The sequence below is a fragment of the Devosia sp. genome, from assembly GCF_025809055.1.
Classification (GTDB): Bacteria; Pseudomonadota; Alphaproteobacteria; order Rhizobiales; family Devosiaceae; genus Devosia.
This window is the reverse complement of record NZ_CP075529.1, coordinates 2042893-2056258: the sequence shown is the minus strand read 5'-3', so window position 1 is coordinate 2056258 and position 13366 is coordinate 2042893. Positions and strand designations below refer to the sequence as shown.

At 65.1% G+C, this 13366-nt stretch carries 13 protein-coding genes and 2 tRNA genes; 9 read left to right on the top strand and 6 right to left on the bottom strand.

The window, feature by feature from the left end; genetic code table 11:
- Positions 1-337: 337 nt before the first annotated feature.
- Positions 338-793: an Hsp20 family protein gene (locus KIT02_RS10000; protein ID WP_297577465.1), complete on the bottom strand. Its 456-nt coding sequence runs from the start codon at positions 791-793 to the stop codon at positions 338-340.
- Between the two features lie 211 nt (positions 794-1004).
- Here KIT02_RS10000 and KIT02_RS09995 point away from each other — a divergent pair, with 211 nt between their 5' ends.
- Both KIT02_RS09995 and KIT02_RS09990 read left to right on the top strand, forming a co-directional pair.
- Complete coding sequence (locus tag KIT02_RS09995; RefSeq protein ID WP_297577462.1) at positions 1005-1817, top strand: hypothetical protein; 813 nt, start codon at positions 1005-1007, stop codon at positions 1815-1817.
- 222 nt (positions 1818-2039) lie between these two features.
- Positions 2040-3014, top strand: a complete 975-nt coding sequence (locus KIT02_RS09990; protein WP_297577459.1) for an alpha/beta hydrolase — start codon at positions 2040-2042, stop codon at positions 3012-3014.
- Here the strand turns inward: KIT02_RS09990 and hisN are convergent.
- Complete coding sequence (gene hisN, locus KIT02_RS09985; RefSeq protein WP_297585224.1) at positions 3011-3775, bottom strand: histidinol-phosphatase; 765 nt, start codon at positions 3773-3775, stop codon at positions 3011-3013. The two genes, KIT02_RS09990 and hisN, sit on opposite strands and share 4 nt — an antisense overlap.
- Positions 3776-4127: 352 nt before the next feature.
- Positions 4128-5012, bottom strand: coding sequence for an N-formylglutamate amidohydrolase (locus KIT02_RS09980; RefSeq protein WP_297577456.1), 885 nt, complete (start codon positions 5010-5012; stop codon positions 4128-4130).
- A gap of 223 nt (positions 5013-5235) precedes the next feature.
- Here KIT02_RS09980 and cpdR point away from each other — a divergent pair, with 223 nt between their 5' ends.
- The 4 genes from cpdR to KIT02_RS09960 all read left to right on the top strand — a co-directional run bounded on the left by cpdR (position 5236) and on the right by KIT02_RS09960 (position 6279).
- Positions 5236-5595, top strand: a complete 360-nt coding sequence (gene cpdR / locus KIT02_RS09975) for a cell cycle two-component system response regulator CpdR (RefSeq protein ID WP_297577452.1) — start codon at positions 5236-5238, stop codon at positions 5593-5595.
- Positions 5596-5720: 125 nt separating this feature from the next.
- Positions 5721-5795: transfer RNA gene (locus KIT02_RS09970), tRNA-Val, on the top strand.
- A gap of 24 nt (positions 5796-5819) precedes the next feature.
- Positions 5820-5894 (top strand) — tRNA-Val (locus KIT02_RS09965).
- Positions 5895-6006: 112 nt separating this feature from the next.
- On the top strand, positions 6007-6279 hold the full coding sequence (locus KIT02_RS09960) for a hypothetical protein (RefSeq protein ID WP_297577449.1): 273 nt from the start codon (positions 6007-6009) through the stop codon (positions 6277-6279).
- Between the two features lie 16 nt (positions 6280-6295).
- Here KIT02_RS09960 and KIT02_RS09955 read toward each other — a convergent pair whose 3' ends face one another.
- Complete coding sequence (locus KIT02_RS09955) at positions 6296-6910, bottom strand: pyridoxamine 5'-phosphate oxidase family protein (protein WP_297577446.1); 615 nt, start codon at positions 6908-6910, stop codon at positions 6296-6298.
- 99 nt (positions 6911-7009) lie between these two features.
- Between KIT02_RS09955 and msrB the strand changes: the two genes are divergently transcribed.
- Together msrB and KIT02_RS09945 are read left to right on the top strand one after the other, a co-directional pair.
- Entirely contained in the window at positions 7010-7414 is a 405-nt protein-coding gene (gene msrB / locus KIT02_RS09950) for a peptide-methionine (R)-S-oxide reductase MsrB (RefSeq protein ID WP_297577441.1), read from the top strand.
- 20 nt (positions 7415-7434) lie between these two features.
- Positions 7435-8181, top strand: coding sequence for a TIM barrel protein (locus tag KIT02_RS09945; protein ID WP_297585222.1), 747 nt, complete (start codon positions 7435-7437; stop codon positions 8179-8181).
- Between the two features lie 81 nt (positions 8182-8262).
- Here KIT02_RS09945 and hrpB read toward each other — a convergent pair whose 3' ends face one another.
- Positions 8263-10707 (bottom strand): ATP-dependent helicase HrpB, encoded by a 2445-nt coding sequence (gene hrpB, locus KIT02_RS09940; RefSeq protein ID WP_297577433.1) that lies wholly within the window; start codon positions 10705-10707, stop codon positions 8263-8265.
- A 174-nt stretch (positions 10708-10881) separates the two neighbouring features.
- On the opposite strand from hrpB, the gene KIT02_RS09935 reads away from it, so the two are divergent.
- The gene (locus KIT02_RS09935; protein WP_297577430.1) at positions 10882-11745 is read left to right on the top strand and encodes an aldose 1-epimerase family protein; all 864 of its coding nucleotides are present in this window, start codon (positions 10882-10884) and stop codon (positions 11743-11745) included.
- Between the two features lie 20 nt (positions 11746-11765).
- On the opposite strand, the gene KIT02_RS09930 is transcribed toward KIT02_RS09935, so the two are convergent.
- Entirely contained in the window at positions 11766-13289 is a 1524-nt protein-coding gene (locus tag KIT02_RS09930) for an ATP-binding protein (protein ID WP_297577427.1), read from the bottom strand.
- Between the last annotated feature and the right edge of the window lie 77 nt (positions 13290-13366).

The window sequence follows — 13366 nt, the reverse complement described above, 5'->3', positions numbered from 1 at the left end:
GACTTTGCGGATGATTTGCCGCGGGTCAGCTCCGATTTGCGAGTATGCGGCCCAGTTTTCGCTGGAAAGTCCTATTTTCAGTGCGGATTTGACGGGCCACCGTCCCCGAGGCGGTCAAGCGCAGCGGCGTCGGTCGATGGCGCTGTCGGACCCCGATGCTGCCGGGACATGGAAAGGGCGCGGCCCTTGCGGACCACGCCCTCTGTTTTTCCGATGGACTTCGGAAACTTTTTGATCATTAAGGCCCGCAGTCGAGCGCCACTCGAGCATAGCTCTCGTGGCCTCCTCACCTCTGGACGCGCCACTGGCGCGTCCAGCCCTTCGGGACGGATCGGAGCTAGTTGACGGACTTGTCCTCGATGGTGGGGGTGCCACCATTGATCTGGATGGTGCGCGGCTTCTTGCTCTCGGGCAGTTCGCGCTTCAGTTCCAGATGCAGGAGCCCGTTTTCGAGGCTGGCGCCGTGAACTTCGACATAGTCGGCCAGTTGGAAACGCAGCTCAAAAGCACGTTCGGCGATGCCGCGATGGAGGAATTCACGCTTGGTGTCGCCGCTCTCGGCGGGCTTGGCGCCCTTGACCACCAGGCTGTTCTCCTTGGTCTCGACGGCGATGTCGCCATTGGAGAACCCGGCTACGGCGATCGAGATGCGGTAGGCATCCTCGCCGGTGCGCTCGATATTATAGGGCGGGTAGGTCTTGGTTTCCTGCGCGCCCAGGCTGTCGAGGCGGTTGAACAGCCGGTCGAAACCGACGGTGGAGCGATAAAAGGGGGAAAAATCGATGGTCTGCATGTCACATTCTCCGTTGAGCAACGTGGATTGATCGACCGGTGCCTGCGTCAGGGTCCCCAAAAAGTGGCGGACCGCCGTTCCGGCAGGGCCGGTGTCCCCGGATGGCCGGCGGACAGACATGATGTAGGTGACCATTGGAGCGGTTCAAGAGGCGGAGGGAGTGGCGCGGCGCACGCGGAATTCCTAGTCTCATTAAAGGGAGGACCTGAGCGTGGACGCAAAGACGGTTATCGAGACGATTGGTGGGGCCGCCGGTGACAGCGGCCTGTTCGATGCCCTGTTTCTGGCCGGATCGTTCGGCAAGGGCAGCGCCGATCAATGGAGCGATGTTGACCTGGTGGGTCTGGCGCCGCCGGACCGGCATCCGGCAATTGCCGCCTGGTGGCGCGCCTGGATCGAAAGCCAGGAGCCGCTCATCTATTTCAAGGTGCTCAATCGCGGCGGCATGCTGATCAATGCCATCACCGCGGGCTGGCTGCGGCTCGATCTCAACCTGCCGGGCGATGGGAAACTGGGCAACCGGCCGCAGGATGGCGTCAAACCTCTCCATGACCCGGCGGATATCCATGCGGGCCTGGTCCCGAGCCTGCCGGAACACCGGCCCGATCGCGAGCAGATCGAATCCATGGTGCTCGAATTCCTGCGTGTCATGGGCCTGACGCCGGTGGGCCTCGGGCGGCAGGAATATGTGACCATGGTGATGGGCACGGGGCTGTTGCGCGATATGCTGAGCCAGTTGATGCAGGAAGAACTGCCCATCCCCGATCGCGGCGGTATCCTGCATCTCAGCCGCCTCTTGCCGCCAGAGGACATGAAAATTCTCCTGGGCCTGCCCTATCCGGGGCCCGAGCCTGAAAGCCTGGTTGCAGCACAATTGGCCATTGCCCGGATTTTCCTGCCCCGGGCGCGGGCGCTGCTGGAGCGGATCGGGGGGACATGGCCGGCGCAATTCGAAGCCGCAGTGCGTGCGCACCTGGGAGTAACCCTCAAAAGAACCGAAGAATCCCTCTGGCCGATCGCATGAACTGAAAATGAACGCGGCGCTCCGATCGCGTTCAGGTGAACGCCATTAGAAAGGGGCATGTGAACGCGGCCGGAATGGTCCGGACCGGTTTGCACCCTGACGGTTCCATCACCCGCCCCCCGCATGGGACCGCCCAGACACGAAGAGCCAGTGACCCTCGGGTCGCTGGCTTTTCTTTGTTTACCGCCTGTGCGTATGGTCGCCGCATCGAGCGAGGCCAATGTGACCAATCAAGTCGACCCCCAAGGACCCAAACTGGCGGTGACGCCATCCAATCCGGTACCCGAGGGTGCCCGGCCCGGCTATTTCACCACCTCCGACAAGGTGCGGCTGCGCTATTGCCTGTGGCCGAAGGCACAGGGGCCGCAGCGCGGCACGGTGTGCCTCGTGCAGGGGCGGACTGAATATATCGAGAAATACTTCGAGACGGTCGAGGATTTCCGGCGGCGCGGCTTTGCCGTGGCGACCTTTGATTGGCGCGGGCAGGGCGGCTCGGACCGGCTGATCGGCAATGCCCATGTCGGCTATGTCGACAAGTTCGACGACTACTGGACGGACCTGAAGTGTTTTCATGCCGATATCCTGCTCCCCGATTGCCCGCCACCCTATTACCTGGTGGGGCACTCCATGGGCGGGCTGGCCAGCCTGATGGCGGCAACGCGCGACCGCATGATGTTCGATCGGGTCTTTCTCTCGGCGCCCATGGTCAGCCTCTACAAGATGGAAGGCACCATCTCGCGCTGGGCCATGTTCGCCGAAGCGGTCAGTTTTGTGGGCCTGGGGGCGCTGCCCCTGGCGCGCAAGGGCGATCGGCGGCCGGACGAATCCATGTTTGCCGACAATCCGCTGACCTCGGACATGCTGCGCTATGTGCGGATGGTGGAGACCATAAGGGCCGATGACGGGCTTTATATCGGCTCTCCCAGCTTCCGTTGGCTGGCCGCCTCCATGCGCGCCATGGTCGAGGCCGGGCAGGACCGGTTTCCGGCACAAATCCAGATACCCCTGCTGGTGCTGGCGGCGGCCCGCGACCAGATTGTCTCGACCCCGGCCATCGAGCAACTCGGATTGAGGCTGCGCACCGGCCGCCACATGGTGATCGCCGGGGCGCGCCACGAACTGTTCATGGAAAGCGATACCATCCGCGGGCAGGTGCTCGCCGCCTTCGATGCCTTCGTCACCGAGCAGAGCCGCTAGTTTGCGTTGATGGCCTCGAGCGCCTGATCGAGCAGAGACTGGCTGGCGGCGGCGACGACATTGCCGCCCCCGGTCGGCTCGGCGCCGTCCCAGCAGGTGATATGGCCACCCGCCTCGCGAATGACGGGGACCAGGGCGGCGATGTCATAGGTGTTGAGATAGGGCTCGATCACCAGGTCCGCATGGCCGGCGGCCAGAAGGGCATAGCCATAGCAATCCATGCCGAAGCGTTGCAGGCGGGTCCGGCTTTCGATGGCCAGCCACTTGCTCCAATGCTCCCCCTTGAACAGGTTCGGCGTGGTGGTGAAGACCCGCGCTGCGGCGAGCTCCTCCAGCCCGCTGACGCGATTGGCATTTTCTGCGCCGCTTCGCAGATAGCTTGAGCGGCCGGGGGTCGCGAGAAAAGTTTCGCCGGTAAAGGGTTGGCTCATAAGCCCGGCCACGGCAACGCCGTCCACCGCAAAACCAATCAGCGTGCCCCAGACGGGCGCGCCCGAGATAAAGGCGCGGGTGCCGTCGACCGGGTCGATAATCCAGCTGTACCGGCTTTCGCCGCTGCGCCCCCATTCCTCCCCGATAATGGCGTGATCCGGAAATGTCTCGGCGATGACGGCACGGATGGCGGTCTCGGCGCCCTTGTCGGCCTCGGTCACCGGATCGAAGCCGGCATCGAGCTTGTTGTCGACATTGAGCGTGGTGCGGAAGAGCGGCAGGGTCTGGCTGGCGGCCGCCTCGGCGGCCTTGAGCAGCACGCTCCGGATTTCTGCGTAGTCGATCCCGTCAAGGGAAGGGCTTTTTTGCTCGGTCACCGCGTGCTCCTCGGGCAAGGACTTGAATTGTTTCGCAAATATATCGGCGCGGCCAGAAAATGAAGCGTCTGGGTGGCAAAAACCGCCCGGATTGCGGTCATTCGGGCTGATTCATTTTTGCAACAAGCGCCGGGCGATGTGCGGTGGATAGTGCCGGTACAGCTTGCCGGCTCGGGCAAATGCGTTCATTCCGGAAGGTGCATGGTGTGACCGGATTGCAGACGCTTGGCGCGCAAACCGGTGAACATTGTTCCTCCCTTGACTGGGGGCCGTCTTTGGGGGCGGCCCCTTTTTGTTTGGGGTGTTATTCGGCAGCGATGCGGGTGCCGTTGGCCAGGCTCACCGGGTCGACGCCGATCAGCGTGGCCACGAGGCCCTCGACCAGCGCCCTCAAGGGCTCGAATCCGGCATTCTTTTCCAGCGTCGCCTCGTTCATGTAGAGATGGCGGCTGACCTCGATCTGGATGGCGTGCACGCCATGGTGCGGGCGGCCATAGGTGCGGGTGCAATAGCCGCCGGCATAGGGGCGGTTGCGGGCGACGCGCAGGCCGGCGGCGCTGAACACCGTCTCGACCAGATCCATCAGAGCCGGTGCGCAGGTGGTGCCATAGCGGTCGCCCAGGACGATGTCGGGTGCGGCCCGATCCCCGTGCCTGCCGATGCGCGGCATGGAATGGCAATCCACCAGAACGGCAATGCCGAATGCGGCAATGGCTTCGGTCAGCAGTTTCTGCAGGGCCGCGTGATAGGGCATGTAGATGCCTTCGATGCGCATCCGTGCGTCATCAAGGCTCAACCGCTCGCGATAGATCGGCTTGTTCTCGGCCACGACCCGGGCCAGCGTGCCCAGGCCCGCGGCGACGCGCGGCGAGGTGGTGTTGAACGTGTCCGACAGCGGCTCGGCGAACATCTTGGGATCGAGCTCCCAGGGCTCGCGATTGACGTCGAGATAGGCGCGCGGGAAGTGCGCCCGCAGAAGCGGGGCGCCCATATGCGGGGCGCGGGAAAACAGTTCATCGACAAAGGCGTCCTCGGACTGGCGGACCGAGAGATGGTCGAGCCGGGTCATGGCGAGGAAGCGGGGCGGATAGACCTTGCCGGAATGGGGCGAGTTGAACACCAGCGGCGCCACCAGACGACGCGGCCTGACGGTCTCGAATGCCGGTTGATCCCAATAATCGGACCGCACGCCGCCTCCCCCGACCAAACGCCCGTTTTTTCCGGGCAAATCACCATTGTGACAGGATTGTCGCCCGCAATGGGGCGATTGTCCAGACGATGCGGTGGGCGGGTCCCGTGGAAAGCGGGTATTGAGGCCAAGCGTGACGCGCTAACGGTTGCGAAAGTTTGCGAGGCGCATAAACATCCAAAGCCAGCGACTCACCCCGCCCGGACGGGCCGAGGAAGAATTGATGAAACGAATCCTGCTTGCCGAAGACGACAACGACATGCGCCAGTTCCTGACGCGGGCGCTGAAGAATGCCGGCTATGAGGTCATTTCCTTCGACAATGGCCTGTCCGCCTATGAGCGGCTGCGCGAGGAGCCGTTTTCATTGCTGCTCAGCGATATCGTGATGCCCGAAATGGACGGCATCGAGCTGGCGCGCAGGGCCACCGAGCTCGATCCCGACCTCAAGGTCATGTTCATCACCGGCTTTGCAGCGGTGGCGCTCAATCCGGACAGCGATGCGCCGAAAGACGCTTCGGTGCTTTCAAAACCCTTCCATCTCAAGGATCTGGTGAGCGAAGTCGAGCGCCTGTTGGCCGCCTGATCACGACGAAATCCACAATGGTGCGAACTGCGATCCAAAACGAATGGATAGCACTTGACCCCTGACCGCGTTTCGTGGTCTATCCGCGCCACCGGAAACGCCAAGCGCTTCCGTCCCGGAGAGATGGGCGTGTAGCTCAGCGGGAGAGCACTACGTTGACATCGTAGGGGTCACAAGTTCGATCCTTGTCACGCCCACCATCTCTCTTCCCTGCCTCGTGCAGAGGGTGCGTAGCTCAGCGGGAGAGCACTGCCTTCACACGGCAGGGGTCACAGGTTCAATCCCTGTCGCACCCACCATTTTCATCAAGCGATGCGTGCAAGAACGGCCACCCGGCCTCCTTCATCTGAAGGATGCCTGCGCATGGGCGCAGGTCTAGGCTCGCTCTCCAGTCAAGAATGGAGAGCGCACATGTTTATGCGGATTGCATCGGCGGTAGCGATCGGGCTGTGCCTTGCCGGCACGAGCGCCGCTTTCGAGGCTACTGCCAATCCCAGTTGCACCGAGAGGGTCTGCGTGCAGTGGATCTCGGGCAATTACGAGGACCATTCGAACACGATCTGCGAGCGCTACGAGATCCGCATCAAGCCGCAATGCTATACCAAGCTGCGGCCTGGCGAGATGAACATCCCCAAGCCGCGCAACATGACCACCGCGCCGTTTTCCGGCCTGATGACGCGATAGCGGGAACGAAGACCGCCTACCACATGCTGGCCTTGGCCCGTTCGGGCCAGGCCTTGTCGTAACTGTCGCCGCCCACCTGATTGTCGGTCATGGATGCCAGGATCTCGCCCGGCGTCGGCAGGCTGGCCGGATCAACGTGCCGGGCAGGGTTCCACAGTTCGGACCGCAGAATCGCGCGTGCGCACTGGAAATAAAGTTCGTCGATCTCGAGCACGATAACCGTGCGCGGCGCCTTGTCCTCGACAGCAAAACTTGTCAGCAGGTCCGGGTCCACCGAGAGATGGGCGCGGCCATTGACGCGCATGGTGGTGCCCGAACCGGGTATGAGAAACAGAAAGGCGCAGCGCGGATCGCGCACGATATTGCGCAGACTGTCGATGCGGTTGTTGCCGCGCCGGTCCGGCATCAGCAGGGTCCGATCATCCTGGATGCGCACAAAGCCCGCCCGGTCGCCGCGGGGCGAACAATCCACACCTTCCGGACCGACCGTGGCCAGGGCCGCGAAGGGGCTCGTTTCGATCAACTTGCGATATTGCGGCGTCATGGCGCGGGCGACCTTGGTGATCGAGGCGGGCGCCGGGGCAGGCTGGTAGAGCGCATCGAGTTGTTCAAGGGTGGTAATCCGGGTCATTGGCGCGCTCATGGACAAACTGGCGGAACCGAGTGTGGGCTTGGGGCGTAACCTCGCCTATATGTTGTGCGAATGATAGGCCGACAAAGGAGTAATGGAATGGACAACCATGCTTTCCCGGTCACCCGCACCGACGCGGAATGGCGCGAGCGGCTGACCGATGAACAATATTACATCATGCGCCAGCACGGCACCGAGCGGCCGGGCTCGTGCGCGCTCCTGCACGAGAAGCGACAGGGCACGTTTTCCTGCGCGGGTTGCGACACGCCGCTCTTTGCGTCGACGCTGAAGTTCGAGAGCGGCACCGGCTGGCCCAGCTTCAACGATCCGCTGCCCGGATCGGTGGAAACGACCACCGACCGCAGCCATGGCATGGTGCGCACCGAAGTGCATTGCGCCAACTGCGGCAGCCATCTCGGGCACGTCTTTCCGGACGGGCCGCCGCCGACGGGATTGCGCTATTGCATCAATGGCGTGGCGCTTGATTTCACGCCTGCAGCGTGAGGATTTCGGCCAATCTCTCCATGCTCTATCCCGAGCATGATTTTCTCGACCGCTTCGACGCCGCCGCAGCCGATGGCTTTGGCGGCGTCGAATTCGTTTCGCCCTATGAGTTTTCACCACACGAGGTGGCGGCCGCGGCCAGGGGTGCCGGAGTTGAGGTCGTGCTGTTCAATTCGCCCGCCGGCGACTGGGCGGCGGGTGAGCGGGGCTGCGCCTGCCAGCCGGGCCGGCAAGACCTGTTTCGCGAGGGGATTTTGCGCGCGGCCGATCATGCCCGGGCCCTTAATTGCCCCCGCGTGCACATCATGGCCGGGCTGGTGCCCGCCGGCGTGACGCCGGAGGCGGCAGAAGCCAAGTTCGTCGACAATCTCGGGTGGGCGGCGGAGCGGTTGGAGAGCGCGGGCGTTGAGGCCCTGATCGAGCCGATCAATCCGGTCGATATGCCCGGCTATGGCCTCTCAAGCCTGGCGCAGGCGGAACGTGTGCTGGCGGCAGTCGGGCATGACAATCTGGGCCTGCAATACGATGTCTATCACATGGCCATGACCGGGGAGGCGGTGGTGGACAATTTCCGCCGCCTGCTGCCGCGCATCGGGCATGTGCAGGTCGCCGACATGCCGGGCCGGCACGAGCCGGGCAGCGGGCAGGTGGATTATGCGGCAGTCTTCGCCGCCATCGCCGAGGGCGGCTATGGCGGCTGGGTGGGCGCCGAATATCGCCCGGCGGGCGGCACTTCGTCCGGGTTGGGATGGATGCGAGGCCTCTAAGCCGTTTCAATTTCTGGTGCGCGGGCGCGTGACACCAGAGTGCTTCGGCGATTCAGTCCGGAAGGAACCGATCTCGCGGCCTCACGTGCCCCGGGGCTTGGCCCGATTGGTTGCGGGGGCGGCGATGGGATCGTCGGGCCAGGGATGGCGGGGATAGCGGCCCTTGAGGTCCTTGGCGACCTCTTTCCAGCTGCCGCGCCAGAAACCGGGCAGGTCGCGTGTGGTCTGAATGGGGCGATGCGCCGGGGACAGAAGGACCAGCAGGAGGGGCAGCTTGCCATTGGCGATGGCGGGATGCCGATCGAGCCCGAAGAGTTCCTGCACGCGGATTTCGAGCGCCGGGCCGTTTTCGGCCGCGTAGTCAATGGGCAGGTGACTGCCCGAGGGCGCCTGGAAATGGCTGGGCAGGAGTTTGTCGATTTCCTGCCGCCGGGACCAGGGCAGCAGAGCGTCGAGCGCCATGCCGAGATGATCTGCACTGATGGCGGCGAGCCGGGTTTCTCCGATGATATGGGGCGCCAGCCAGCCCGGGTCTTGCGACAGGGCCGCATCCGAGAGATCGGGCCAATCCGCGCCCAGGGTCTGATGCAGAAAACTGGCCCGGGCCCGCAGAGCCTTCTGATCCTTCGACCAGGGCAGGATTTCGGGACGTTTGAGGGCCGCCTCCTCAAGAAGCTGCGCGGCGGCCTCGAAATCGGTGACCGGTGCGGTGTCGTCGGCAAGACGCAGGGCATCGAGACGGCGCTGGCGGCGGGCGCGGACCGAACCGGTGGCGGCGTCGAATGCCAGCTTGGTCTCCGAGGTGATGCGGTGGCCGAAAATCGCCTCAAGATCCACGACATCGAGCGCAGCGGCCGAGCGAATGCGGCCCTGGGTGGCGCTGCCGGTCAGGTCGGCCACGACGATATAGGGGGCCGCGGATAGCGGATGGGTCTCGTCCAATTGGGCCTGGCGACCATTGGCGAGGCGGAAACGGCCGCGCGGTCCGGCCGTCTGGGCGACGCGGTCGGGAAAGGCGCGGGCGAGGTGATGACCAGGGGAAAGGCTTTCTCCTGGCGCAGAACCAGCGGCCCTTGCCCAGCGGCCGGCCAAGGCGCGGGCATCTTCGGCGCGCCGCGACCGATCACTGCGGAAGCGATCGAGACGGCGGCCGAGGTCGATATCGTCGCCCCCGAGGCCCCGTTCGCCGATGAGGGCGGCGAGGTCTGCGGCGGTGCGGGCATCGCCATCTTCGGCAGCAGCCATGACCATATGCGCGAGGCGGGGATGGAGCGGCAAGCGCGAGAGGGCCTTGCCGGCGTTGGTGAGATGGCCTGCCGCATCGAGCGCGTCGAGGCGGGTGAGCAGGGCCCTGGCCTCGGCCCAGGCGGGTGCGGGTGGCGGGTCGAGAAAGGCGAGGTTCCCAGGGTCAGCGACGCCCCAGGCAGCCAGATCGAGCATGAGCCCGGAGAGATCGGCGGAGATGATTTCCGGCGTCTCGAACGGCGCGAGGGCCGAAGTCTGTCCGGCGTTCCAGAGCCGTATGCAGACACCCGGACTGGTACGGCCGGCGCGACCCCGGCGTTGGTCGGCGCCGGCGCGGGAGACGCGGGTGGTGGCAAGCGTCGTCATGGCGGTGGCCGGCTCATAGACCGGAACGCGGCGAAAGCCGGAATCGACGACGATGCGGATGCCTTCGATGGTCAGCGAGGTTTCGGCGATGGAGGTGGCGAGCACCACCTTGCGGCGCCCCTCTGGCGCGGGCTGGATGGCGCGGTCCTGCTCGGCCGGGCTGAGCTGGCCATAGAGAGGGGCCAGGTCGACCGAGGCGGGAAGACGGGCAGCGAGGCGCTCGGCGGTGCGGATGATTTCGCCCTGCCCGGGCAGAAAGACAAGCACCGACCCTTCGTGTTCGCGCAGGGCGGTGAGGGTGGCCGCAACGACCTGATCTTCGAGGCGCTGCAGGGGGTCGGGCTCGGCGTGGAGCGTTTCTACCGGAAAGGTGCGGCCGGGACTGTCGATGACCGGCGCGTCGCCCAGAAGCCCGGCAATGCGGGCGCCGTCGATGGTTGCGGACATGACGAGAATGCGCAGGTCCTCGCGCAGGGCCCTTGCATCGAGCGCCAGGGCGAGGCCGAGGTCGCCATCGAGACTGCGCTCGTGGAACTCGTCGAAAATGACAGCGGCAATGCCCTTGAGTTCCGGATCGTCTAGGATGAGACGGGTGAAAACCCCCTCGGTGACGACTTCGATGCGGGTCTTGCTGGAAACCCGGGTTTCCATGCGGACACGATAGCCAACGGTCTGGCCGACATCCTCGCCCAGCAATCGGGCCATTTGCCGTGCGGCGGCGCGGGCGGCGAGCCGCCTCGGTTCGAGCACGATGATGCGTCCATCGCCACGCCATGGCGCTTCGAGCAGCGCGAGTGGCACTCGCGTGGTCTTGCCGGCGCCGGGCTGGGCCACGAGCACGGCCGAAACCCCTGCAGAAAGGGCGACTGACAGGGCCGGTAGCGCGGCATCGATGGGCAGGGGTGGCAAAGGCATGAATTGGCGATAGCCTTCCTGTGCACCTGCTGCAAGCTGAGCGCTGCCTGGCGCCGAAAATTCCTCACGCCGGAACCATCAATGCAGGTTAGGGCGTTTGCTTGAGGCCGGAACGGATGATTCGCCTGGCTCGGGACGGGCCGTCTTCAGGCCAGAATGGGATGGGAGCGACACATGCAGCTCACGCGCATCAGCAATGGCGAGGTGACCGTCGACGTCGCCGCACTGGGGGCCGAGATGCAGGCCATCCAGACGCGCGATGGACGGCACTGGCTCTGGCATGGCGACGCCAGCTATTGGACCGGACGGTCACCGATCCTTTTCCCCATGGTGGGCAGGGCACCCAATGACACAATCAGCATCGATGGCGAACGCTATCAGATGAGCCAGCACGGCTTTGCGCGGCGCAGCAACTTTTCGCTCGTGGTCGAGGAAAGCGATCGCTGCGTCTATCGGCTGGAGGACTCCGAGGCCAGCCGCTCGCTTTATCCCTTCGCCTTCGCGCTTGATGTCGAGCACCGGCTGGTGGGGCGCGGCGTGGTGGTCACGGCCGAAGTGCACAATCGCGACACGCGGCCCATGCCCTTCGGGATCGGCTTTCATCCGGCCTTTGCCTGGCCGCTGCCGGGCGCGGAGGGGCCGCATATGGTGACGCTCGACAATGGCGGCGAGCCGGCCCTGAGGCGGCTTTCGGGTGGCCTCGTGGAGCCCGAGGATCTGCCTTCCCCCTTCTCCCGGGGGCAGTTGGTGCTGGAACCCGACCAGTTCCGGGCCGATGCCATGCTGTTTCCGGAAGGCGCCGGGGCCGGGCTGGCCTATGGACCGGCGAGCGGGCCCAAAGTGCATTTTACCTGGGAGAACCTGCCCAATTTCGCGCTCTGGACCAAACCGGGAGCGGGGTTCATCTGCCTTGAACCCTGGCACGGAACGGCCGCGGAAGTGGGCGGATCGGACGATCTGGCCGCGCGACCCTATGCGGAAGTTCTGGGGCCAGGTGCCGTGGCACGATACGCCTTTCGCGTGGAGCTGGCAGGGTAAGCCAAACTCGGCCACTTGGCCTATTCGGCGGCGCCGCGTTCGTCCATGAGGGCGTCCGGGCCGTTGGGGTCGCCGGGCGCCGTTTCGGCGGCAAGGTCAGGGAAGGCGGCGATGCGAGCGCCCCGGAAATCGGTGCGCAGCACGATGAGGCCGCGTTCCTCGAACCAGGTGAGCAGGCGCCGCGCCCGGCTGGCCGAATGGGTGCCGTAGAGGCGGGCCAGGGTGGCATCGGACGGGCAGGGGGCGCCGGTGAGCGCGGCCTGGGCGATGACAAGGAAAACGCCTTGGACGTCATCGGTCAGGGTTTCCGAAAGCGTCAGGGCCTGTTGCCAGCCGTCGGAGCTGGCGACGGCTTCGTCCGGAGCGACCCGGGCGACGGCCAGGAGGCGCTTGAAGGCGGGAAGGGCCGGCGGATCGCCGGGTACCCGACGAATACGGCAGCGCACCAGAAAATCCTGATAAAGCACGGCGGTGGTGCGGAAACCGGCATCCGGATCGCTCAAAAGCTCGGCCATGACCGCCTTGATCTGGGCGTCGCGCTCGGCCTCGTCGATCTCGGGGAAGAGCGAGGCGGGCTCGTCCGGTGATTCCGCGCGGGCCCGCGCGCGGGCTTCTGCCACCTGGGCCAAAAGCTCGTTAGTCGAGGGTGGCGGCGGCGGTGCCGGGCGCCGGACCACGGGGCGCGCAAGCTCTTCGGGATCCTGGGTAAAAATCAGGTCGGCGGCGTCGGCGGGCGCTTCGGGCAGGGGCGTCAGCTTGGGACTGGTCGAGCGGGCCGAGGTTTCCACGGCGCCGATGGTGATGGGCAGCGGACGGCGGGAAATGGCCGGACCGAGGGCCACGAAATGGCCGCGTTCGAGATCGCGGAACTGTTCGGCCTGGCGGCGGTCCATGCCCAGGAGATCGGCGGCGCGGGCCATGTCGATGTCGAGAAAAGTGCGTCCCATCAGGAAGTTAGAGGCTTCGGCCGCGACGTTCTTGGCCAGCTTGGCCAGGCGCTGGGTGGCGATGACGCCGGCGAGCCCCCGCTTTCGACCTCTACACATGAGGTTGGTCATGGCGCCGAGCGACAATTTGCGTGCTTCATCAGACACTTCGCCCGCTGCGGCAGGGGCGAAGAGCTGGGCTTCGTCGACCACGACCAGGACTGGATACCAATAGTCGCGATCGGCATCGAACATGCCGCCGAGAAAGGCGGCGGCGGCGCGCATCTGCTGCTCGACATCGAGGCCTTCGAGGTTGAGGACGACCGAGACGCGATGCTGGCGGACGCGGGCGGCGATGCGGGTGAGTTCGCTTTCGGTGCGGGTCGCGTCGACCACCAAGTGCCCGTAACGCTCTGACAACGTTACGAAATCGCCTTCCGGATCAATGACGCATTGCTGCACCCACTGCGCCGATTGCTCGAGTAGGCGGCGCAGGAGATGGGACTTGCCGGAGCCTGAATTGCCCTGCACCAGCAGGCGGGTGGCCAGCAATTCCTCGAGGTCCATGCTGGCATGGCCGGCCGGACGGCTCTCTCCCATGTCGATGGCAACCTGCATTGGCTCTCCGGGCGGATGCGCTCACATCCGGGCAATGGAGAGAGAACGCATGAGGGCAAAAGTTAGCAGACTGTTAG

Bases quoted from the DNA above. Each gene is read 5' to 3' on its own strand.
- msrB (WP_297577441.1), top strand. From the start codon at position 7,010: ATGGACAACCATGCTTTCCCGGTCACCCGCACCGACGCGGAATGGCGC.
- hrpB (WP_297577433.1), bottom strand. From the start codon at position 10,707: ATGCCTTTGCCACCCCTGCCCATCGATGCCGCGCTACCGGCCCTGTCA.
- KIT02_RS09955 (WP_297577446.1), bottom strand. From the start codon at position 6,910: ATGACCCGGATTACCACCCTTGAACAACTCGATGCGCTCTACCAGCCT.
- KIT02_RS09945 (WP_297585222.1), top strand. From the start codon at position 7,435: ATGCTCTATCCCGAGCATGATTTTCTCGACCGCTTCGACGCCGCCGCA.
- KIT02_RS09930 (WP_297577427.1), bottom strand. From the start codon at position 13,289: ATGCAGGTTGCCATCGACATGGGAGAGAGCCGTCCGGCCGGCCATGCC.
- KIT02_RS09960 (WP_297577449.1), top strand. From the start codon at position 6,007: ATGTTTATGCGGATTGCATCGGCGGTAGCGATCGGGCTGTGCCTTGCC.
- KIT02_RS10000 (WP_297577465.1), bottom strand. From the start codon at position 793: ATGCAGACCATCGATTTTTCCCCCTTTTATCGCTCCACCGTCGGTTTC.
- KIT02_RS09935 (WP_297577430.1), top strand. From the start codon at position 10,882: ATGCAGCTCACGCGCATCAGCAATGGCGAGGTGACCGTCGACGTCGCC.
- cpdR (WP_297577452.1), top strand. From the start codon at position 5,236: ATGAAACGAATCCTGCTTGCCGAAGACGACAACGACATGCGCCAGTTC.